Annotated in this window: 18 protein-coding genes and 3 tRNA genes; 6 read left to right on the forward strand and 15 right to left on the reverse strand. The window is 69.5% G+C overall.

What is annotated here, in order from left to right:
- From moaA to F0415_RS03135, 3 genes are read right to left on the reverse strand one after another with little or no spacing between them, the layout of a single operon-like run.
- Complete coding sequence (moaA, locus tag F0415_RS03125) at positions 1–1,026, reverse strand: GTP 3',8-cyclase MoaA (RefSeq protein WP_149859746.1); 1,026 nt, start codon at positions 1,024–1,026, stop codon at positions 1–3.
- The gene (locus tag F0415_RS03130; protein ID WP_149859747.1) at positions 1,023–1,781 is read right to left on the reverse strand and encodes an MBL fold metallo-hydrolase; all 759 of its coding nucleotides are present in this window, start codon (positions 1,779–1,781) and stop codon (positions 1,023–1,025) included. Before F0415_RS03130 ends, moaA begins: the two co-directional genes overlap by 4 nt.
- Complete coding sequence (locus F0415_RS03135) at positions 1,778–2,521, reverse strand: 3-deoxy-D-manno-octulosonic acid kinase (protein ID WP_149859748.1); 744 nt, start codon at positions 2,519–2,521, stop codon at positions 1,778–1,780. The genes F0415_RS03130 and F0415_RS03135 overlap by 4 nt, the downstream gene beginning before the upstream one ends.
- A gap of 18 nt (positions 2,522–2,539) precedes the next feature.
- On the opposite strand from F0415_RS03135, the gene F0415_RS03140 reads away from it, so the two are divergent.
- A complete protein-coding gene (locus F0415_RS03140; protein WP_149859749.1) occupies positions 2,540–3,586 on the forward strand; it encodes a glycosyltransferase family 9 protein in 1,047 nt (348 codons plus the stop codon).
- A gap of 60 nt (positions 3,587–3,646) precedes the next feature.
- On the opposite strand, the gene F0415_RS03145 is transcribed toward F0415_RS03140, so the two are convergent.
- The 3 genes from F0415_RS03145 to F0415_RS03155 all read right to left on the reverse strand — a co-directional run bounded on the left by F0415_RS03145 (position 3,647) and on the right by F0415_RS03155 (position 6,355).
- Positions 3,647–4,054 carry a DUF6165 family protein gene (locus F0415_RS03145; protein ID WP_149859750.1) on the reverse strand — a complete coding sequence of 136 codons (408 nt, stop codon included), beginning with the start codon at positions 4,052–4,054 and terminating at the stop codon, positions 3,647–3,649.
- 141 nt (positions 4,055–4,195) lie between these two features.
- Positions 4,196–4,286: transfer RNA gene (locus F0415_RS03150), tRNA-Ser, on the reverse strand.
- Between the two features lie 71 nt (positions 4,287–4,357).
- Positions 4,358–6,355 (reverse strand): caspase family protein, encoded by a 1,998-nt coding sequence (locus F0415_RS03155; RefSeq protein ID WP_149859751.1) that lies wholly within the window; start codon positions 6,353–6,355, stop codon positions 4,358–4,360.
- Positions 6,356–6,462: 107 nt separating this feature from the next.
- Here F0415_RS03155 and F0415_RS03160 point away from each other — a divergent pair, with 107 nt between their 5' ends.
- Positions 6,463–9,375 carry an autotransporter family protein gene (locus F0415_RS03160; protein ID WP_149859752.1) on the forward strand — a complete coding sequence of 971 codons (2,913 nt, stop codon included), beginning with the start codon at positions 6,463–6,465 and terminating at the stop codon, positions 9,373–9,375.
- Between the two features lie 124 nt (positions 9,376–9,499).
- Complete coding sequence (locus tag F0415_RS03165; RefSeq protein WP_149859753.1) at positions 9,500–10,201, forward strand: PP2C family protein-serine/threonine phosphatase; 702 nt, start codon at positions 9,500–9,502, stop codon at positions 10,199–10,201.
- Positions 10,202–10,248: 47 nt separating this feature from the next.
- Here F0415_RS03165 and F0415_RS03170 read toward each other — a convergent pair whose 3' ends face one another.
- The 4 genes from F0415_RS03170 to F0415_RS03185 all read right to left on the reverse strand — a co-directional run bounded on the left by F0415_RS03170 (position 10,249) and on the right by F0415_RS03185 (position 13,701).
- Positions 10,249–11,739, reverse strand: coding sequence for a serine/threonine-protein kinase (locus tag F0415_RS03170; protein ID WP_149859754.1), 1,491 nt, complete (start codon positions 11,737–11,739; stop codon positions 10,249–10,251).
- Between the two features lie 74 nt (positions 11,740–11,813).
- Positions 11,814–12,542 carry a DNA polymerase III subunit epsilon gene (dnaQ, locus tag F0415_RS03175; RefSeq protein WP_149859755.1) on the reverse strand — a complete coding sequence of 243 codons (729 nt, stop codon included), beginning with the start codon at positions 12,540–12,542 and terminating at the stop codon, positions 11,814–11,816.
- Between the two features lie 9 nt (positions 12,543–12,551).
- Entirely contained in the window at positions 12,552–12,986 is a 435-nt protein-coding gene (gene rnhA, locus F0415_RS03180; protein WP_149859756.1) for a ribonuclease HI, read from the reverse strand.
- 28 nt (positions 12,987–13,014) lie between these two features.
- Positions 13,015–13,701 (reverse strand): methyltransferase domain-containing protein, encoded by a 687-nt coding sequence (locus F0415_RS03185; RefSeq protein WP_149859757.1) that lies wholly within the window; start codon positions 13,699–13,701, stop codon positions 13,015–13,017.
- A gap of 42 nt (positions 13,702–13,743) precedes the next feature.
- On the opposite strand from F0415_RS03185, the gene gloB reads away from it, so the two are divergent.
- The 3 genes from gloB (at position 13,744) to F0415_RS03200 (ending at position 16,654) form a co-directional block, all read left to right on the forward strand.
- A complete protein-coding gene (gene gloB, locus F0415_RS03190) occupies positions 13,744–14,514 on the forward strand; it encodes a hydroxyacylglutathione hydrolase (RefSeq protein ID WP_210244155.1) in 771 nt (256 codons plus the stop codon).
- Positions 14,511–15,779 carry a transglycosylase SLT domain-containing protein gene (locus F0415_RS03195; protein WP_149859759.1) on the forward strand — a complete coding sequence of 423 codons (1,269 nt, stop codon included), beginning with the start codon at positions 14,511–14,513 and terminating at the stop codon, positions 15,777–15,779. The genes gloB and F0415_RS03195 overlap by 4 nt, the downstream gene beginning before the upstream one ends.
- Before the next feature lie 83 nt (positions 15,780–15,862).
- Positions 15,863–16,654 (forward strand): enoyl-ACP reductase FabI, encoded by a 792-nt coding sequence (locus F0415_RS03200; RefSeq protein ID WP_149859760.1) that lies wholly within the window; start codon positions 15,863–15,865, stop codon positions 16,652–16,654.
- 193 nt (positions 16,655–16,847) lie between these two features.
- Here F0415_RS03200 and F0415_RS03205 read toward each other — a convergent pair whose 3' ends face one another.
- From F0415_RS03205 to lon, 5 genes are all read right to left on the reverse strand, one after another.
- On the reverse strand, positions 16,848–18,788 hold the full coding sequence (locus F0415_RS03205; protein ID WP_149859761.1) for a SurA N-terminal domain-containing protein: 1,941 nt from the start codon (positions 18,786–18,788) through the stop codon (positions 16,848–16,850).
- Positions 18,789–19,015: 227 nt separating this feature from the next.
- A tRNA-Asp gene (locus F0415_RS03210) sits at positions 19,016–19,092 on the reverse strand.
- 15 nt (positions 19,093–19,107) lie between these two features.
- Positions 19,108–19,182 (reverse strand) — tRNA-Val (locus tag F0415_RS03215).
- A 16-nt stretch (positions 19,183–19,198) separates the two neighbouring features.
- Complete coding sequence (locus tag F0415_RS03220; RefSeq protein ID WP_149859762.1) at positions 19,199–19,471, reverse strand: HU family DNA-binding protein; 273 nt, start codon at positions 19,469–19,471, stop codon at positions 19,199–19,201.
- 204 nt (positions 19,472–19,675) lie between these two features.
- Positions 19,676–22,111, reverse strand: a complete 2,436-nt coding sequence (lon, locus tag F0415_RS03225) for an endopeptidase La (protein ID WP_149859763.1) — start codon at positions 22,109–22,111, stop codon at positions 19,676–19,678.
- Positions 22,112–22,190 lie beyond the last annotated feature (79 nt).

Below are 22,190 nucleotides of genomic sequence, written 5' to 3' on the forward strand. Positions count from 1 at the left end.
TCAACCTCCGATGTAGAACATCTCGATCTTCCTGCGGTCCTTGCCGGCCTGGCCGCGCAGTTCGCTGTAGCGGTCGGCGCGCGCGGTCCAGACGGCGGCGATGCGCGCGGCCAGCGCTGCCTCGTCCTCGCCGGGGGCCGGCCGCAGCGGCGTTCCCTCGCGGGCGAACAGGCAGGTATAGAGCCGCCCGTCGGCCGAGAGCCGGGCCCGGTGGCAATCGCCGCAGAAGGGTTCGCTGACCGAGCTGACGAAGCCGATCTCGCCGGCGCCGTCGGCATAGGCATAGCGGCTGGCCACTTCGCCGCGGTAGACCGGTTCCCGCGGCCGCAGCGGCCAGCGCGCGGCGATGCGGTCACGCAGTTCGGCCGAGGGCACCACGTCCTGCGGACGCCAGCCGTTGCAGGTGCCGACGTCCATGTACTCGATGAAGCGCAGCACGTGGCCGCTGCCGCGGAAGCGCTCCGCCAGCGGCAGCACCTGCTCCTCGTTGACGCCGCGCTGGACGACGCAATTGATCTTGATGCGGGAGAAGCCCGCCGCCTCGGCCGCGGCCAGACCCGCCAGCACCTCGGCCAGGTCGCCGCGACCGCCGGTCAGGGCGCGGAAGCCCTCCGGCTCCAGTGAGTCCAGGCTGATGGTGATCCGGTGCAGGCCCGCTTCGCGCAGCGCCTTCGCCTGTCCGGCCAGCAGCGCGCCATTGGTGGTCAGGGCCAGGTCCTCGACACCGGGAATGCGCGCCAGCCGCGCCACCAGCGCCGGCAGGTCGCGGCGCAGCAGCGGCTCGCCACCGGTCAGGCGCAGCTTGCGCACGCCCAGCAAGACGAAGGCGCGGGCCAGCCGTTCGATCTCGTCGAAGCCCAGGCGGGCACTGCTGCCCGCCAGGGACGGCGATTCCGCCTGGCCTTCCGGCATGCAATACGGGCAGCGGTAGTTGCAGGTCTCGATGACCGAGATGCGCAGGTCGTGCAGCGGCCGGCCGAGGCGGTCGCGCGGCAGCGGCGCGTCCAGGGGCATGACGGCGTTCATGGCGCCGGCTCGCCGGGCTGCGGTTCGGCCAGCACCAGCAGTTCGCCCGGTTCGGCCACGCGATGGCCGCGCTGGCGCAGCGCCGCCGCCTCGCCTTCGCTGCCGTAGTGGTAAAGCACGCAGCGGGCCATCAGGCCGGGCGGATATTCGCGCTCGAGCTCCTCGATGCCGCTGTGCGAGGGATTGCCCTGCAGGCCGCAGTCGTGGGCGACGATCTCGCCGGCGCCGGCATGTTCGGCCAGCATCTCCGGTATCGGCCGGGTATCGCCGGTCCAGACCATGCTGCCGCGCAGGCGCAGGCCCCAGGCGCTGTCCGGCAGGTGATGCCGGACCGGGAACACGCCGAACCATTGCCCCTCGTGCCAGAAGCCGCGGCTCACCGGGATGAGCTGGAAGGCGTCCCACCAGTTCGCACCGCCCTCGGCCAGTACGCCGGGATAGTCGGCGATGCGCGCCTGCAGGTGCGGCACCACCTTCGCCGGCACGTACAGGCGCACGCGGCCGCGCCGCTGCGGATCGAACCAGGTGCCGAAGAACAGCCGTTCCAGGCCGCCGACGTGGTCCATGTGCACATGGGTGATGTAGACGGCATCCGGCAGCGCGTCGTACTGGCGGCGGTAGGCATCCAGCGCCTCCTGGCCGCAATCGATCATCAGCAGCGGCCGGCCGTCGCGCTCGATCACCGCCGAGGCCGAGCCCAGCCGCGGCGCCGCCGCCGCGTTGCCGACACCGAGGAAGCGCAGGGCCCAGCTCATGCCGCCTGCTCCATGGCACGGGCGTAGGCGGCATGCAGCCGCACATAGCCGGATTGCCAGTCGGCATCGCCGGAAAGCTTGGCCAGCGAACGCTGCAGCCGTGCCAGGTTGCCCTGCTGCCAACCGGCGGCCGGTACGCGCAGACGGCCGCGGTCGAAGTCGATCAGCCAGGCCTGGCCATCGCCGTCGAGCAGGATGTTGTGCGCGTTCAGGTCGGCATGCTCCAGGCCGGCGCGGTGGAAACGGGCGAGCATCGCGCCGACGGTTTCCCAGGGTGCGGCGCTGACATCGCCGGGCAACCAGGACGCCAGCGACCGCGCACCGGGAATGCGCTCGACCAGGATGGCCATGCGATGGCCCAGGCCTCGCCGCCACCAGCCCGCCAGCAGCGGCGCCGGCGCCGGCAGGCCTTGCTCGCGCAGGCGGCCGAGCAGGCGGAACTCGCGCAGCGCCCGCACACGCGACTGGCCCAGCCAGAGATAACTGCGTTCGCTCAGCCGCGCCGCCAGGCCGCCACGGCGGTAGTGCCGAAGCACCGCCTCGCCGAAGTCGCCGCGCACGAACCAGGCGGCGCCACGGCCGCCGCTGGCCACCGGCGTCGCCGCCCCGCCCCAGTAAGCGGGTTCCAGCATCTCCGCCGATGCTTGCCGTAGCCGCGCCGGGTCAAAGACAATCGCCCCCGACCCGCGGACATCGCGGACGGGCTGCAGTCGCTCGACGACGGCGGCACTGTTTTCCATGGCCGGCCAGTGTACTCAATGCCCACCCCCTCCGCGCCGCGATCGCTCTGCCTGCTGCGCCTGTCCGCGCTCGGCGATGCCGTACACGCCCTGGCCCTGGTGCGCGACCTGCAGACCGCCTGGCCCGGCCTGCCCATCACCTGGGTGATCGGCAAGGGCGAGGCCAAGCTGCTGGAAGGCCTGGACGGGGTCGAATTCGTCGTCTTCGACAAGAAGTCCGGCTGGGCCGGCCTGCGTGAGCTGCGCCGGCAGCTGGCCGGCCGCGAGTTCGACGTTCTGCTGAACATGCAGCTGGCCCTGCGCGCCGGCCTTGCCTCCACCGGCATCCGCGCCCGCCGCCGCATCGGTTTCGACAGGGCGCGCAGCAAGGAAGGCCATTCCCTGTTCATCAACGAGCGCATCCCGGCTGGCGGCTGGCATGTGCAGGACGCCTTCCGGCAGTTCCTGCAGCCGCTGGGAATCACCCCGGGGCCCATCCGCTGGGACCTGCCGGTGCCGGCCGAGGCGCATGAGTGGGCGGCGCAGCACCTGCCCGGCGAACAACCCACCCTGCTGGTCTCGCCCTGCTCCAGCCACGCGCTGCGCAACTGGCGGCCGGAACGTTATGCCGCGGTGGCCGACCACGCCGCCGGCCGCGGCTGGCGGGTGGCGATCTGCGGCGGTCGCAGCGAGCTGGAAAGGAAAACCGCCGACGCCATCCTGGCGGCGATGCGCGCGCCGGCCCTGGACCTGGTCGGCAAGGACACGCTCAAGCAGCTGCTCGCCCTGCTCGGCCGGGCGACCCTGGTGCTGACGCCCGATTCCGGCCCGGCGCACATGGCCAATGCCATGGGCACGGCGGTGCTGGGCCTGCATGCCTGCACCGACGCCGAACGCTCCGGCCCCTATTCCGACCGCCGCTGGACGGTGAACCGCTACGCCGAGGCGGCCGAGCGCTTCATGCGCAGGCCGGCCAGTGCCCTGCCCTGGGGCAAGCGCATCGAGTTCCCGGGCGTGATGGACCTGGTGACGGTGGACGAGGTGATCGCCCGCTTCGAGTCCTTCCGGTCCGCGCGCGGGCTGTGAACGCCGGGCCGGGCCGCGAGCCCCATCTCGGCAGCTTCGGACGGCAGCTTCGGCGACCGCTCAGGGCCCTTGGCCGGTCCGGTAGTCCTGGTAGCTCTTTTCCTCGACGTAGGCCGAGCCCAGGGCCAGGTTGATCTCCTTCTTGATCCTGGCACGCTCGTCGTTCTCGAAGTAGACCGAACGGGCCAGGCGGACGAACTCCTGGTCGAAGGCCTGGGCCTTTTCCTTCAGGCGGATCTCGTCCTCGATCACCCACAGGCGCTCGTTGACCGCCTTCAGCTGCGCGCGCAGCGCCGAGATGTCGGTGCGCGAGGCCGGATGCGCCGCCCAGGTCGCCTCGAGCGCCGCCAGTTCCTTGCGCACGTTGGCCAGCTTGGCCGGATCGGACATGCGTTCGGACTTGATCTGCAGGATGGCGATCTTGTCCAGCAGTTCGCCAAAGGACACGGGGACCAGGATTTCGGACATGGCGGGGCTCCGGTAGATGGCGCGAAGTTTACCCCTGCCGTTCCGCGCCGACCCGGCCGGCCCGGGTGCGCCACCAGGCGCAGGCAGGGAAGCCTCCGGGGAAAAAGGAAACGGGGCCCGAAGGCCCCGTTTCGCCGCATCTGGCGGAGAGGGAGGGATTCGAACCCTCGAGGCGCTATGAACGCCTGCCTGATTTCGAGTCAGGTACATTCAACCACTCTGCCACCTCTCCGGAGCCGACGCCGCCTTGGACGGGGGCGCCGGGCCGCGGATTATAGGCGCCCCGACAGACCACCGCCAGCCTCAGGGCCCGGTGGCGGCGGTGCGGCCGGCAGGCAGGAACAGGAAATCGCCGCTCTCGTGGCCGGCATAGCGGATCGGGGCGTACTCGGGCACCTGCGGCAGCGGCGAATCAATGGCGGCCAGGGCCAGGGCGGTGGACACTTCCTGGAACAAGCGCTGGCCCGGCATCAGCCGGTTGTTGTCCTGGAGCACGTTGAGGAAGGCCCGGGCGAAGTAGCTGTGCCGGCCGCTGCCGGCGTCGGGCACCGGCATCACGCCACCGGAGCTGAGCACGGTGCGTGAGCGGCCCTTGGCCACCGCCTTCACCCAGGCATCCCACTTGCCGCGATCGGCCTCGGCCGGATCGAAGGTGGGCACCGAGGTTCGCGACAGCGTGCCGGAGTAACAGGAGTCGGCCACCACCAGCACATGCCTGGCGGGCATGGTGTCGAGGATGTCGCTGACGGCTGCATTGGAAATCCAGGTGTTGCTGGCATTGGCGGCACCGTCGCTGGGCACCCAGTAGCCCCGGCCTTCGCCATCTATCTCGCCGTGGCCGGCGTAGTAGACCAGCAGGTTGTCCTCGGGCCCGAGCTTTTTCCGCATGGCATCCAGCGCCGTCAGTATTTCCAGCCGGCTGCCGTTGAGCACCAGCTCCACCTGGTAGCCGTAGCGCCTGCGCAGCAGGTCGGCCACCGCGCTGGCGTCGTTGGCGGCACTCTGCAGGGTCGGGAAAGCGGCATCGCGATAGGCGTTGTTGCCGATCACCACCGCGTGGTAGCGGCCCAGCTTCACGCCGCGTGGCAGTTCGCCGGTCGCCGCGGGCGCCGCCACGGCCGCCGGTCCGGAGGCCTGCGGCAGCAGGTTGAACTGCAGCTCGGCGCGGTCGCCGGCGCTGTCCACCGCCACCACGCTGACCTGGGTGCCGCCGGCCGGCACCTCGATCTCGGCGCTGAAGCCGCCATTGGGCGTGAGTTCGACCTGGCGGCCGTTGACCTCGATCCGGCTCACCAGATGCGGTGCCGTGACCCGGCCGACCACCTTGCGCGTGCCGGGCCCGCCCGGATAGACGGCGGTGTTGCGGCCGCGGGCGGCGACGAAGACCGGATCGAGGATTTCCAGCATGGGTGAGGAATACAGGCCGCCGCCGGCACCACCGGCGCGCCGTTCCAGCGCCGCCAGCTGGGTGCGCTGGGCATTGAGCTGCTCCTCCTGGGCCAGTAACTGGTTCTCCAGCAGCCGGGTCAGGTCGTCGTCCTGGGCCTGGCGGGCCTCGGCCAGCCTGTTCCGGGTGTCCACCAGTTCGCGCTGGGCCTGCTGCAGCGCGGCGCGACGCTGGGCCAGCTCTCGCTGCAGCTGCTGGACCTGCTCGCGCAGGCGGGCGCTTTCCGCCTCGCCCTCGCGCACCTGCTGCTCCAGGCCGCTGATGCGCTCGTCGCGGGCGCGCAGCTCGACCTGCACCACCGAGGCGTACATCAGCGCGTCCTGGATGCCGGAGGCCTCGCGGTACAGGTTCAGGGCCATGGCCGGATCCTTTTGCACGCCCAGGCCCTGTTCATAGAGGTAGCCGAGGTTGATCTTGGCGCGGCCGTAGCCCTGATCGGCTGCCTTGCGGAACCACTGGAAAGCCATGCCGTAGTCGGGCTCCGTGCCCAGGCCCTTGGCATAGATCTCGCCGACGTTGTTCTGCGCCTCCGGATCTCCGGCCATGGCGCCCTCGAGCCAGACCTTGAGCGCGGTCTGGTAGTTGGCGCGGTCGTAGGCGACGTATTCGCCGCCGCGGATCTCGCAGTCCGCCTGGGTGGTACGGACGGGCCGGCGGGCGGTGAGGTAGGTGGCCTGCCGCCCCAGCTTGCGCAACTGGCCCGGCAGCAGGCAGTCGACGATCAGCAGATCCTCGGCGTTGCGCACCGCCGCCTGCGGCGCCCCCGCCGGCAAGCCGGCGGAAACCGTCAGGCCGAAGACAGAAGCGACAACGAAGAGACGGGCGCGGACCGGACAGGTACTGGGCGAGGTCATGGGCTTGGCTCCGTGGGGAACTCCGCGGCCCGCGCCGATGGCCTTGCAGCGGCGCGCCTGCCGCTATACTCGAGCGGCAGTTATAGCCGCATTCCAGGGGAAAAGCGATGCAAGCTTGGTGCGACGCGGCAAGGCTCGAGACGACGATTCTTCCACTGCGGGCCGGCCTGCACGCGCTCGTGCTGGCGGCACTGGCACTGATCGGCCTGCTCTGGGGACAGGAGGCCAGGGCACAGGCGGCGCCTTGCACGCTCAACGCGGCGGTCACCAGCCAATTGGCACCGGCGGGCACCGTGGTCAACTTCAGTTTCCAGGTCCTCCCCGATCCCTGCGGCGGCGGCATCGTGACCGGCAGCATCGCCATCACTGCGGACACCACCGGCGGCGCGGTCCTCTCGGCGACGAGCTTCACCGCCAACAGCGGCGACACCGTCAGCTTCACCCTCACCCTGGGCAACACGCCCGGAGGCAGCGGCACCATCACGGTCACCTGCACGCCGACCACACCCTGCGGCGCCGGCCTGAGCCTCACCTTCGCCACCAACAACGAGCACGTGTTCACTGCCAATGGTCCGACCGCCGTCGTCGCCAACCAGATCACGCCATTCACGGTAGGCGCCAACTACCAGCTCAACGGTGCGCCGGCAACGCTGACCGTCAACTACACCAACGTCACCGACGGCGTGGACTACGGCGACATCGCTCCAGACGCCGCCGGCAACACCTCGATCACGCAGCTGATCACCGGCGCTGGACCCGACACCATCGTCGCCAGCGTGAACTGCCCCACTGCCTTCTTCCTGGAGGGCTGCCCGCCGCCGGCGATCAACTTCGCCGTCAACGTGGAGCCGGTCGAGGTCACCGCGGTGTCGGCACCGTCGGTTGCCACCACCGTCGGCGTTCCAGTCAACCTGGTGGCCCGTTACGGAAGCACCTCCATTCCGGCACCGGACGGCACGGTTCTGGCCTGGTCGGTCAGCGGCCAGCCGGCGGGTGGCGACGGCGCCGTCACCGGCGCCGCCATCGCCGGCGGCAATGGCCACAGCGCCGCCACGTTCACCGCCACCGTGCCCGGCACCTACACCGTGCTGGTGGACAGCGGCTGCGGCGTCTGCGTCACGCCGCAGCTGAGCTTCACGATCAGCGTCAACACCGTGCCAGGACTGTCCATCGTCAGCGGCGATGGCCAGAACGGGCCGATCGGCTTCGCCTTCGCCGCGCCGCTGGTGGTCTTTGCCGACAACAGCGGCGCCGCGGCGGTGGGCGTGCCGATCGCCTGGACCGTCTCCGGCGATGCCACCGTCGCCGGCACCAGTCCCACCGACGGCGCCGGCCAGGCCAGCGCCACGGTCACGGCCGGCTCGACGCCGGGTTCGGTCAGCGTCACCGCGACGCGCACGGACTCGGGTGACAGCGTCACCTTCAACCTGACGGTGGATGGTCTGGGCAGCCTGGTCATCGTCTCCGGCAACGATCAGGCCCTGGTGCCGGGCGTCGCCTCGGCGCCGCTGGAGGTGGAACTGAAGGATGCAGGCGGCGCACCGGTCGCCGGCGCGACCATCAACTGGGCCGTCAGCGGCGGCACGCTCGCCAGCGCCACCAGCGTCACCGACGCCGCCGGCATCGCCAGCAACACCGTCACCGCCGACGACACCGGTGCGGTCGAAGTGGTCGCCAGCTCGCCACTGGCCACCGCGTCCGCGACCTTCACCCTGCAGGCCGGCCTCTCCGCCCTCATCGGTCTGGACGACCGCCAGCGCGAGATCGCCGAGGTCATCGACAACGCCTGCCCCGCCCTGGCCGCGCTGCCGGCGCCTACGCCCGAGCAGCAGGATCTGCTGGCCCGCTGCACGGAGCTGATCGACGCTTCGATCATCGACCCTGATGCCACGGTGACCGCCATCGACCAGCTGATGGCCGACGTCGCCCTGACCCAGGCCAACGCCGCCTTCTCGGCCCTGCAGTCGCAGTTCCAGAACCTGAAGACCCGCATCGCCGCCCTGCGCAGCGGCACCCAGGGCAGCAGTTTCGGCGGCCTGGCCCTGACCACGCCCAGCGGCACGCTGTCGCTGGGGCTGCTGGCCCAGGCCCTGGCCGGCGACGATGCCTCCGCCACCGAGGTGGGCGCCGACTTCAGTCGCTGGGGCTTCTTCATGGCCGGCACCATCGGTCGCGGCGAGGCCGATCCGGGCCAGGTGGAGCCGGCCTACGACTACGACATCGAAGGCCTGACCATGGGCCTGGACTATCGCTACAGCGACAGCTGGATCATCGGCGGTTCGCTGGGCCATACCCGCCAGGACACCAAGCTGCCCGGCCAGGCCGGCAGCCTGGACACCACCGGCTGGACGATATCCGCCTACAGCACCTGGTACCGCGCCGACAGCTGGTATGTGGATGGCGTACTGACCTGGGGCCGCAACGACTACGAGTTGCTGCGCCGGATCCGCTACACCCTGCCCACGCCGGGCGGCGGCAGCACCAGCATCGACCAGGTGGCGGTCGCCGATGCCGACGGTGACCTGCTCTCGGCGGCCGCGACCTTCGGCCGCGACTTCAATCGTGGCGGCTGGGGCTTCGGTCCCTATGGCCGCCTGCTCTACACGCGGATCGGTTTCGACGCCATCAACGAGCAGATGCTGCCCGGCGTGCCCGGCAGCGGCCTGGGGCTGCGCATAGAAAGCCGCGATCTCACTTCCCTGGCCAGCGTCCTGGGCGGCAAACTGACCTACACCCACAGCGCAGCGTGGGGAGTACTGATGCCGCACCTGCAGCTGGAATGGGAGCACGAGTTCAAGGACGATCCGCAGGCGATCGAGGCGCGCTTCCTGCACGATCCGACCGGCAGCACCATGCTCATCCGTGGCGACGAGCTGGATACCGACTACCTGCGCATCGGCCTGGGCATGTCCATGGTGCTGACCAAGGGCCGCTCCGGCTTCTTTTACTACGAGCGGCTGATGGCCAAGGACGGCATGTCCCAGTACAACCTGGCCCTCGGCTTCCGGATGGAGTTCTGAATCGGCTCGCCGGGGCCGCCATCGCTTCCCGCACGGCGGGCCCTGCTTGCGGGCCGGCGCGGTCGGCAAGCAAGATGTGGGCAGACCTGTCGCCCGGCAAGGGCCAGTACGCCAGAGACCTTGCATGATCGAGTTCGGCCACCTCAGCCACGTCGGCCTCCGTCGCGAGCTGAACGAGGATACCTACTACGGCGATGCCGAGCTGGGCCTCTGGCTGGTGGCCGACGGCATGGGTGGGCACGAATTCGGCGAGGTCGCCAGCGCCCTCGCCCGCGACACCGTCGTGCGCGAGGTGAAGGCTGGCCGCTCCCTGGCCGATGCCATCCGCAGGGCCGACGAGGACATCATCCGGCATAGCCGCCAGCGCGGCGAGAGCCTGCCCATGGGTACCACGGTGGTGGCATTGCGGGTGCAGGACAACCGCTTCGAACTGGCCTGGGTTGGTGACAGCCGCGCCTACCTGTGGGATGGCCAGTTGCGCCAGCTGTCCTCCGACCACAGCTACGTGCAGGAACTGATCGACCAGGGAGCGATCACCGCCGAGCAGGCGCGCGCGCATCCGCACCGCAACGTGGTCACGCAGGCCTTGGGCGTCACCGATCCGCAAAGCCTCAAGGTGGAGACCCTGTCGGGTGAACTGCGCCCGGGTCAACAGCTGCTGCTGTGCAGCGACGGCCTGACCGAGGAGGTTGACGACGCCGGCATCGCCGCCCTGCTCGGTCGCAACGACCTGTCGGCGCAGGAGTGCGTGGACCACCTGGTATCGGCGGCACTGGACGCAGGGGGGTCCGACAACGTCACCGTGGTGCTGCTGCGTCGCACCTGAGCGCAGCCCCGCCATGTGGCGCAGGCGGCGGACCAGCCCGTCGAAGCTCAACCCGCCGGCGGCGCTGCCGGCAGCTCCGGATTGCCGCCAGCCTCGCCGGCGGCGGCGGCATCCTGCAGCATCAGCAAGTACTCGTCCCGGCCGTCGACACCAAGACCGGCGCGGACGATGATGCCGCACTGGGTCCAGCGGCCGGCCGAACAGGCGCGATAGGCATAGCTGCGGTAGAACACCAGCAGGTTGGCGATGCCGGCACGGGCGCGAGCGTTGCCGGGATCCATGGCCAGTACCTGACGGTAGTAACCCAGGGCGCTGTCGTCCTCGGGCAGGGTCAGCTTGCGGCCCGGTTCGATATTGGTGCCGTAATCCAGCAACTGGTCGCCGGCATTGAGCAGGCGTTCGATCTCGGCGGCATCGGGGGCATCCACCGGCCGTGGCACCTGGAAATCTGGGGGCAGTGCTCCGGCTTCCATACCGGCCGCCGGCGGCTGCGCATCCTGCCGCGGAGCACCCTCGCCGGTAGGCCAGAATGTCCACGCCAGCAGGACCACGGCCAGCACGCCGGTGCCTCCCGCCGCCGACAGCAACCATGTCGGGCGTGTCGCCTCCTCGCCGTGGCGAACGCGGGTGCGCTGCTGGGTCGGGGCGGCGCCGCCGGATAGCCGCTGTCCTGCGCGCCGTTCCGTCCGCGACTGGACCGCACCCGGGGGCGCATCGGCCAGCGCGCGGTGCAGGGCTTCGACGAAGGCGGCGCCGCTGCTGAAACGCTGGTTGGCGTCCTTGGCCATCAGCCCGTCCAGCAGCGGCTGCAACCAGGCATGCTGCGGCGGCAGTTCCGGCACCGGATGGGTGACGTGCATCAAGGCCACCGTGAAGGGATCGGTGGACTGGTAAGGCGTCTGCCCGGTCAGCATCTCGTACAGCACCGTCCCCAGGCTGTAGAGGTCGGAACGGCCGTCCACCGCTTCGCCCCGGGCCTGTTCCGGACTCATGTAGTCGGGGGTGCCGATCGAGGCGCCGGCCACGGTGGCGCCGCCGCTGCCGTCTAGCGCCTTGGCGATGCCGAAATCGGCCAGCACCGCCCGCCCGTCGTTGCGGAACAGGATATTGGCCGGCTTCACATCCCGGTGCACGAAGCCCTTCTGGTGGGCGAAGTCCAGGCCGCCGGCGACGTCGGCGGCGATGTCCAGGATCTCCGCCACGCTGAGCCCGCCTTCGGCGATGCGCTCCTTCAGCGTGCCGCCGGGGATGTACTCGGCGGCGAGGTAGTAGATGCCGGCGTGGCTGCCGATGTCGTAGATGGTGACCAGGTTGGGATGTTGCAGCTTCGCGGTGATCCGCCCCTCGCTGAGGAACCGCCCAGCAAACTCGGCATTGGCCGCCAGCGCCGGTGACATCACCTTCAGCGCCACTTCGCGATCGAGCGATTCCTGCACCGCCAGGAATACCGAGGCCATGCCGCCCTCGCCGATCGGGCGGACGATGCGGTAGCCGGGAATGTCGATGTCTACCGAGCTGAGCAGGACGGTGGCGTTCACACGACCTCCGTTTCGGGGCCCGGGGGCGGAGTCCGGGGACGGGCCCGATTATCCCCGAACGGGACCGCGGCGGCTCAGGACGGCACCGACTCTGCCCTTGGCCAGACCAGCTTGCCACCCGATTTGCCGGCGATCTTCTCCAGCCGTGCCTCGTGCGCCGCCCGCTCGGCCTCGCTGGCGCGCAGCACCCGCCGCGGGCCGGCCGGCACCACGGCAGGCAGGCGACCCGTGCCGGCATGTGCCACCAGACCAGCGTCCCCGCCCGCCACCAGCATCAGATCGGCCTGGCCGGCGGTCATGCCCAGGTAAACCTCGGCCAGCAGCTCGGCGTCCAGCAGCGCCCCGTGCAGTTTGCGATGGGTGTTGTCCACGCCCAGTCGCCGGCACAGGGCATCCAGCGAATTGCGCTGGCCGGGATACCGCTCCCGGGCCATGGCCAGGGTGTCCAGCACCGTGGCGTGGTCCTCGATGCGGCCGTAGTGCGGGCCCAGGCGCGAAAGTTCGTAGTCGAGGAAGCCGATGTCGAAACTGGCGTTGTGGATGATCAGTTCGGCGCCGCGGATGAAATCGAGGAACTCGTCCACCGCGCTGGCGAACAGCGGCTTGTCGCGCAGGAACTCCAGGCTCAGGCCGGTCACCTCCTGGGCGCCGGCCTCCAGGTCGCGCTCGGGGTTGAAATAGCGATGGAAGTGCCGGCCGGTCTTGCGCCGCTCCAGCAACTCGATGCAACCGATCTCGACGATGCGATTGCCCTTTTCCCAGGAAAGACCGGTGGTCTCGGTGTCCAGCACGACTTGGCGCATGGGCGATGTCTACCTGAATTTTTCCGCTTCGGCGCGCGCCAGCCGGTCTACCCGCTCGTTGTCGGGATGGCCGGCGTGGCCCTTCACCCAGTGCCAGCGTACCTGGTGCCGGCGCGCTGCCGCATCCAGCCTTTGCCAGAGATCCTGGTTCCTGACCGGGTCGCCGCCGGCGGTCTTCCAGCCACGCCTGATCCAGTTCGGCAGCCATTCGACGATACCCTGCTGAACGTAGCGGGAGTCGGTGTGCAAGGCCACCTGGCAAGGCTCCTTCAGGGCCTCCAGCGCCATGATCGCCGCCATCAGTTCCATGCGGTTGTTGGTCGTGTCCGGTTCGCCGCCGGCCAGTTCGCGCTCGCGCCGGCCGTGCCGCAGCAGCGCGGCCCAGCCGCCGGGCCCGGGATTGCCCAGGCAGGCGCCGTCGGTATGGATTTCCACCTGTTTCATCCTTCGCTTCCATGCATGAGCACACACCTCATCCGGCGCTGATGCCCGGCCGGAAGGCAAGGCCGGCGGGAGCGCGCAAGGGAGTCAGCCCTGCCTCGCGCTTGCGCGCCACCAGCAACCGGGCGGCACGCAGCCCTTCCAGGCCGGTTCTGCGTTCGGGCCGGAGCTCGAGCCGATCGCGGCCGGCCCAGAAAGGCCCCAGGCTGCGCCACCGGACCAGTTCCAGTTCCGCCTCCGCCAGGGCCGCGCGGACCCAGCCACCCGATACCGGCCTGAGGCCATGCCGGGCCCAGCGCAAACGCATCGGCGACCATGGATTCAGCACCAGCAGCATCAGACTGCCCTCGGGCTTGAGCACCCGCGCCATTTCCTGCAACAGCTCGCCGGGCGAGCGCGAGGTTTCCAGGACGAACAGGGCGTACACCAGGGCCAGGCTGCCGGTCGCCAGGGGCAGGGCGATGTCCTCGCAATCGAACTGGCCGGCAAAGCCACCGCCGGCCCGATGCAGGCTCACCACCTGGGCCAGCAGATTGCCGGAAAGGCGGGCCGGAACCTGTTCCGAGGGACGAAGGAACAGGCCGGAATGGCCGAACACCCGGGTCAGCTCCGGAACGGCCTCCCGTTGCACGGCCTGGACCAGGCGCAGGGCCGGCTCGCGGGCGAACCAACTGCCAGGACCGGTTTCGGATTGACGACGATGCGGGGCCGGGGGCATGGTCGCGATTCTGCGTCATCGCCGCCGACTGGTCACCCCGTGCTGCACGCAACCCCGCTGCCCGCCCTCGAGGACAACTACATCTGGCTGCTGACGGGTGCCGGCGGCGACGCCGTGGTCGTGGACCCGGGCGAGGCCGCGCCGGTGCTGGATGCCGTCGCCCGGGGCCTGCGGCCGGTGGCCATCCTCGTCACCCATCACCATCCGGACCACATCGGCGGCATCCGGGAACTCCGGGAGCGTTTCGACCTGCCGGTCTACGCGCCGGTCGAACCTCGGATAGGCCTGGACGACTGCATCCGGGTCCGGGAGGGCGACCGCGTCGACCTGCCGGCGCTGGGCCTGGCACTGCAGGTCATGGAGGTGCCGGGCCATACCCTGAGCCATGTCGCCTACTACGGCGGCAGGTATCTGTTGTGCGGAGATACCCTGTTCAGCCTCGGTTGCGGCAGGCTGTTCGAGGGCACGCCGGCGCAGATGCTGGCTTCGCTGGACCGGCTGGCGTCGCTGCCGCCGGACACCTTGGTCTGCTGCAGCCATGAGTACACCGAAGCCAATGGCCGCTTCGCCAAGGCCGCGGAACCGGACAACCCCGCCCGCGACGACCATCTGGCCGAGGTCGCCGTGGCGCGCGCCGCCGGCCGGCCCAGCCTGCCCAGCTCCATCGGCCGGGAGCGGGCGGGCAACCCCTTCCTGCGCCTGGAGTCGCCAGGCATACGGGCCAGCCTGAGCGCGCGGCTTGGCCGGCCGCCGCGCGACCGGCTGGAAGCCTTCGCCACCCTGAGGGCCTGGAAGGACGGGTTTCGCGGATGAGGGCCGGCCTGGTCGCTCTCGGGCCCGGCCTGGCGCTGCTGCTGGCCGCCTGCCAGCCCGGGGCGGTACGCCAGGGAACGGACGAGCACGTGCCAACGCTACCGGCCGCCGCCAGCGTGCCGGCGCCGGAGCCGCAAAGCGCCGAACCGGCGCCAGCCGCCGGCGACCGCGACGACGCGAAGCCGGGCGAAGCGGCAGACGATGCGGCGAGGATCGCGGCCAGGCCGTTCGAAGAAGGCGCGATCGCTCCGGGCGAACCGGAGCGCCTGCGCACCGGCGGCCAGGTCTTCGAGCGCCTGGCGAGCGGCTTCCAGGCGCCAGCCTGCATCGAAGGCGAACACAACCTGGCCTGGCGGCGGCGCTATGCCGGCGATCCCGGGCGCTTCGCCGCGCAGCTGGAGCAAATCCTCCCGCTGCTGGCCTTCGTGACCGAGGAGACCGGCAAGCGGGGGCTTCCGGCCGAGTTCGCCCTGATTCCGATCGTGGAAAGCTGGTACCGACCCGGAGCGATCGGTCCCGGTGGCCCGGCCGGCCTGTGGCAGATGATGCCGGCGACGGCCCGCCATCACGGCATCCTCATCACCTCCGGTTACGACGGCAGGCTCAACCCGGCCGAATCCACCGATGCCGCCCTGGCCTATCTGCAGACGCTGAGCCGCAGATTCGCCGGCGACTGGCGCGCCGTGGCGATGGCCTACAACGCTGGCGAGTACCGGATCCTGCGGGCCTTCCGCGCCAGCGGCGACCACCGCGCATCCGGCGAAGAGCGTCTTCCGGTCGGCCTGGCCAGGACCACCTATGACTACGTGGCCAAGTTGCGCGCCTTGGCCTGCCTGATCGCCGAACCGCACGCCCACGGCCTGGCATTGCCCGTGGACTCGCGCTTCTCCCCGCTGGTTCGCGTCGAGCTGCCGGCATCGGTGCGCGGCCCGGACCAGGCTGCCCATTGGCTGGGCGTGGATGCCGCCAGCCTGCGCGCGCTCCACCCGGCCTTCCGCCGTGGCCAGGCCAGCCACCCCACCGCCGGTCGCGTTCTGCTGGTGCCCGAGACGCCCCTGGTCCGGCAGCGCCTGGCCGCCGGCGCGCCGGACCCGGCGACCCTGCCGCCGGCACCGCCACCACGGCAGCACGAGATCCGGCCCGGCGACACGCTATCCGGGATTGCCGCCCGTTATGGTGTGCCGCTGAAACAGCTCTACCTGCTCAACGGCCTGGATGGCCGCAGCATCCTGCGCCCGGGCCGCCGCCTGCGCATCGATCCCTGACCGCCATGCTTGGCGGTATGGCCCGTCGCGGGCCAAACTAGGCCGTTTCCGCCGCGATGGACGCGGCTTCGGGAGGAATGATCATGGGTTTCCTGACGGGCAAGCGCGCCCTCATCGTCGGCATCGCCAGCCAGCGATCCATCGCCACCGGCATCGCCGAGGCCATGCACCGCGAAGGCGCAGAACTGGCCTTCACCTACCAGAACGACAAGCTGAGGTCGCGCGTGGACGAGGCCGCACAGGCTTGCGGTTCCGATATCGTGCTGCCGCTGGACGTCAGTGATGACGCCCAGATCGAGGACGTGTTTGAGCAATTGGGCAAGCGCTGGGACGGTCTGGACATCCTGGTGCACTCGGTCGGTTTCGCTCCGCGCGAGGCCATCGAGGGCGAATTCCTGGACGGCATGACCCGGGAGAACTTCCGGATCGCCCACGACATCTCGGCCTATTCCTTTCCGGCTCTGGCCAAGGCCGCCCGACCGATGATGAAGGGACGCAACGGCGCCCTGCTGACCCTGACCTATCTCGGCTCGGAGCGGGCGCTGGCGAACTACAACATGATGGGCCTGGCCAAGGCATCGCTGGAAGCCAGCGTGCGTTACCTGGCGATGAATCTCGGCCCGGAAGGCACCCGCGTGAACGCGATCTCGGCCGGCCCGATCAAGACCCTGGCCGCAGCCGGCATCGCCAACTTCCGCAAAATGCTCGGCCATGTCGAGCAGACCGCACCGCTGCGCCGCACCGTCACCATCGAAGATGTCGGCAACGTGGCCGCCTTTCTGTGTTCGGACCTGGCCGCCGGTGTGACCGGCGAAATCACCTACGTGGATGCCGGCTACAACATCCTCGGGATGACCGGCATCGGCGGCGAGTGAGCGCCGCCATCCCGGCCTGAGCGGCGGCGCGGCGGGCCGGCGGAAAACGGCCTGCCGACGCGACCGGGGAGGCCGCACCGACGACGCAAGCGCGCGTGCGATCCGTTCGTCGGGAGCGAGTCCGGACATGTACCGGACTCGTGCCGTGAATGAGCCCGGGGCGTCCGTTCCCGACAGCCTTTTCGGCAGCCTCTCAGAGCCGATCCTCGGCGACCCGCACCGAGTAGTACTGGCGCAGGGCCTGCAGATACTCCTGCAACTCGGCAAGGCCGCGGGCCTGGGCCAGTTGCTCTCGCAGCAGCGAGCGCGTCGCCTCGTCAAGCGTGCCCGGATCGCCCGGCGTGACCTTGTCCACGGCTATCAGCGCGTAACGATCCGGCGCGAGCTCGGCGATGCCCACGCTCGGCTTGCCGTCTTCCGGCGGTGCCAGGGAGAAGGCGACGTCGAGCACCTGCGGCGGCAGCGGCGCCCGCCTGTTGACGCCCGGCAAGCCGGCCACGGTGCGCGAAACCTCCGCTGCCAGCACGTCCAGCGATTCCCCCGCCAGGGCGCGGGCAAGCAGCGCCTCGGCCTGCACCCTGGCGGCATCGGCCAGGCGCGCGGCGGTGTGGTCGGCCCGCACCCGCTCGGCAACCTCCTCGAAGGGCAGGTCGGCCGCCGGCACGTGTTCGACCACCCGCAGCACGACCATGTGGTTCTCGCCGATGTCGATGGCATCGCTGACCTGGCGTTCCAGGCGCTGGGCATCGGCAAAAGCCGCCTCGACCACCTCCGGCAAGGCTGCAATGCCTTCGCCGCCTGCCCTGGAGAACAGGCCGGTACGCTCGACCTTCAGCCCGAACCGTTCGGCGCTGGGCTGCAGGGAGGTCGGATCCTTGTAGACGGCGTCCATCAGGTCGCCGGCCAACTGGCTGTAACGGCGTTCGCGTTCGGTGGCCAGGTATTCGGCTTCGAGTTCGGCGCGCACCTCTTCGAAGCTCCGTTCGCTGCCTTCGCCCAACTCGCGCAGCCAGATCACGTGCCAGCCGTCCGGGGTACGTACCGGGTCGCTGACCTGGCCTTCCTCCAGGGAGAACAGGGCGTCCTCGAAGGCGGGCGCGTACAGCCCCTTCTCGATCACGCCCAGGTCGCCGCCCTGATCACGCGAGCCCAGGTCGTCGGAGGACTCCCGGGCGATGGCGGAAAAATCCGCGCCCGGCTCGCGGGCCCGGGCAGCCAGGGCCTCGGCGCGCTGTCGGGCAGCCTCCACCGCCTCGCCATCGGCGTCGGCCGGTACCGCCACCAGGATGTGCGAAGCTGTGCGCCCGGGTTCGTTGACGTAGCGGGCGCGGTTGTCCTGGTAACGCTGGCGCAGCGTGGCCTCGTCCACGACGGTCGGGACATCCAGCGTACCGGCGTCTATCTCGACGTATTCGATCGCCACCTTCTCCTCGCTGCGGTAGCGGCCGATATTGTCCCGGTACCAGGCCCGCAACGCCGCCTCGTCCGGCGCATCGCCTTCGAGCGAGGGCGTCGGCAGGTCCACAAGGCGCAGGTCGCGGGTCTGCTGGCTCATGCGCAGGTAATCGTCGATGTCCGACGCGGTGGCGATGGCCGTTTCGATCACCTGGCTGGGCAGCAGCCGCCTGGCCATATCGGCGCGCGTGGCCGCCATGAACTGGGCGTGGGTCATTCCGCGGGCAGCCAGGCCGAGGCGGTAGAGATCGGCGCTGTACTGGCCGTTGGCCTGGAACTCCGGCATCTGCTTGAGCAGGGCCGCGACTTCGGCCTCGGGCACCGATATGCCGGCCCGCTCCGCCGCCAGCGCCAGCAACGCCTCGTCCACCAGCGAATCAAGGATCCGGCGCCTGTTCTCCGGGCTTTCAAACGCCGCCGCGTCGAAGGCGTCGCCCTGCGATTCGCGCGCCTCCAGCCGGGCCTGATCGAAACGGCGCCGGAACTCTTCGGGTCCGATCTCCCGTACCTGCTCCCCGTAACCCAGCAGCCTTTCGGGGCCGGTGATCCTGGCCACCCAGGTCTCGACCTTGGGGGCGAAGTAGGACTCCACCCCGAAGAAGGCCATGGTGATGATGATCAGGCCGAGGATGATGAAGGCCAGCCAGCCGGAGGATCTTTCGCGAATCTTTTGCAGCATCTCGGAAGCCGTGTCTTTGGCCCCGGGAGGGTCCGGGGGCCGGAATGCGTTGCCGCCCGGCGGGGCTCCGCCGGGCGGCCCGCTAGCGTATCAGCCCCCGCCGGGAGGGGCTAGACGCAGCAACGGCGCAGCGGCAGGGCCGGCGCCGGCGGCATACCCGGGGCGGCGCCACAGGGGCCGGAAAGCGAAACGCCCGCGGCATGGCCGCGGGCGTTTCCTGATCTGAGTGGCGGAGTGGACGGGACTCGAACCCGCGACCTCCGGCGTGACAGGCCAGCATTCTAACCGACTGAACTACCACTCCGCCGAAAACCGGTGGTGGTGGGTGCTGAGGGTTTCGAACCCCCGACCCTCGCCTTGTAAGGGCGACGCTCTACCGCTGAGCTAAGCACCCCTCCCAAGGAAGGCGCTCAGTTTACAGCATCCTTGAGCGCTTTGCCAGCCTTGAAGGCGGGGTTCTTGGACGCCTTGATCTTGATGGTGTCGCCGGTCTGGGGATTGCGGCCGGTGCGGGCGGCGCGCTTGCGCACCGAGAAGGTGCCGAAGCCGACCAGCGTGACGGTGTCGCCCTTCTTGAGCGCCTTGGTGATCACGTCGACCATGGCATCGACGGCACGGCCGGCGTCGGCCTTGGACAGCTCGGCGGCGTCGGCGACGGCGCTCACAAATTCGGCTTTGTTCATCATTTACTCCCTGAGCGAGTGGAACCCGCGATCTGAAAAACCGGGAAGCGGAGCCCGCGGCCCTCTGCTTCCCGGTCCACCTGTACCGCCGCGTCACGATGCGGCGCGCGGCGGATGCACCGATTTATACCAGCGGCCCATAGGGCGCGCAATACGCGAAACCCGCTATCCATGCGGCTTTCAGCCACTTGCGGGAAGCTTCGTTCAGTGCGTGATCGCGCTGGTGCCGGTGCCCTTTGCACCCTGGCCGCCGACCGGTTCGGCATCCGGGCCAGCGCTGGAACCGGGCGCGAGGGGGCGCACCAGAGCCACGTCCAGCACCTGGTCGATCCACTTGACCGGAATGATCTCAAGGCCTTGGGTGACGTTCTTGGGGATATCCGCGAGATCCTTGCGATTCTCCTCGGGGATAAGCACGGTACGGATCCCGCCGCGCAGCGCCGCCAGCAACTTCTCCTTGAGACCGCCGATCGGCAACACCCGGCCGCGCAGGGTGATCTCGCCGGTCATGGCGACGTCGGCCCGCACCGGCACCCCCGACAGTACCGACACCAGCGCCGTGACCATGGCGATACCGGCGCTCGGGCCGTCCTTGGGCGTGGCGCCCTCGGGCACATGCACGTGCGTATCGAACTTCTGGTGGAACTCGGAATCCAGCCCCAACCTTTCCGAGCGCGAACGCACGACGCTGTACGCGGCCTTGACCGATTCCTGCATGACGTCGCCAAGCTGTCCGGTAAGAATCAGCTGGCCCTTGCCGGGCACCAGCGTCGCTTCGATCTGCAGCAGGTCGCCGCCGACTTCCGTCCAGGCGAGACCAGTAACCAGGCCGACCTCGCTCTGCTCTTCGGCCCTGCCGAAATCGAAGCGCTGCACGCCGAGGTACTTGTCCAGATTCTTTGGTGTGACATGCAGTGCCCTGCCCTTGCCGCCCTTGCGCGGGCCGGCCAGGGCGATCTCCTTGACCACCTTGCGGCAGATCTTGGAGATCTCGCGCTCGAGGTTGCGGACGCCGGATTCGCGGGTGTAATAGCGCACGATGTCGCGCAACGCCGCTTCACTGACCTTCAGCTCCTCCGGCCTGAGACCATTGGCCTTGAGTTGCTTCGGCAGCAGGTAACGCTGGGCGATGTTCAGCTTTTCATCCTCGGTGTAGCCCGGAATGCGGATCACTTCCATGCGGTCCAACAACGGTCCGGGGATATTCAGTGAGTTTGCCGTGGCGACGAACATCACCTCACTCAGATCCAGGTCCACCTCCAGGTAGTGGTCGTTGAAGGCGTTGTTCTGCTCCGGGTCGAGCACCTCGAGCAAGGCCGATGAGGGGTCGCCACGGAAGTCCATGCTCATCTTGTCGATCTCGTCGAGCACGAACAGCGGATTCCTGGTGCCGGACTTGGCCAGATTCTGGACGATACGGCCGGGCATCGAGCCGATGTAAGTGCGTCGGTGACCGCGAATCTCGGCTTCGTCGCGCACGCCGCCCAGGGACATGCGCACGAACTTGCGGTTGGTGGCCTTGGCGATCGATTGGCCGAGCGATGTCTTGCCCACGCCCGGGGGGCCGACCAGGCAGAGGATGGGGCCGCGCATCTGCTTGACCCGCGACTGCACCGCCAGGTACTCGAGGATGCGCTCCTTGACCTTCTCGAGGCCATAGTGGTCGGCGTCCAGCACTTCCTGGGCAGCCTTGAGATCCTTGCGCACCTTGGTGCGCTTCTTCCAAGGCACGCCGATCAGCCAGTCCACGTAGTTGCGCACCACCGTGGCCTCGGCGGACATCGGCGACATCTGCCTGAGCTTGTTCAGTTCCGTCTTGGCCTTGGCTTCCACGGCCTTCGGCATGCCGGCCTCGGCGATCTTTCGGGCCAGCTCGTCCAGCTCGTTGGGCGTGTCGTCCAGCTCACCCAGCTCCTTCTGGATGGCCTTCATCTGCTCGTTGAGATAGTACTCGCGCTGGCTCTTCTCCATCTGCGACTTGACCCGGCCGCGGATACGCTTCTCGATCTGCTGGACGTCTATCTCGCCGTCCACCAGACCGATCAGCAGCTCCAGCCTCTGACCGACCTCAAGCGTCTCCAGCAACTGCTGCTTGTCGGACAGGCGCACGCCAAGATGCGCGGCGATGGTGTCGGCCAGCCGGCTGGGGTCGTCTATGCCCGCCAGCGTCGTGAGCAACTCGGGGGGCAGCTTCCGGTTGGTCTTGACATACTGCTCGAACAGGCTCATCAGCGAGCGCATGGTGACCTCGATCTCGCGCTCGCTGCGCTCGTACACCGAGTCCACCACGTGTCCGCTGGCGGTGAGCGCGCCATCGCGCTCGCCGTAACCATCGATGGCCACACGGGCGGTGCCCTCGACCAGGACCTTGATGGTGCCGTCGGGCAGCTTCAGCAGTTGCAGCACCTGGGCCAGGGTGCCGACCACATGCAGGTCCTCCGCACCGGGATCGTCGGTATCCGGGCTGCGCTGGGCGATCAGCAGGATCTGCTTGTCGCCGGCCATGGCCTGGTCGAGCGCCCTGATCGAGCGGTCCCGGCCGACGAACAGCGGAATCACCATGTGCGGGTAAACGACCACGTCGCGCAGGGGCAGCACGGGCAGGTCGAGGCGCTGGGCGGTGGAGGTCGGTTCGGACATCTCTGGCTCCGGGCGGGGGCGAGACTGCCCCCGGGGTCCACGTTATGGGGCTCCGGGGGGCCGCTTGCAAGGAAGGCGG

The organism is Arenimonas fontis, from assembly GCF_008386465.1.
Taxonomy (GTDB): Bacteria; Pseudomonadota; Gammaproteobacteria; order Xanthomonadales; family Xanthomonadaceae; genus Arenimonas; species Arenimonas fontis.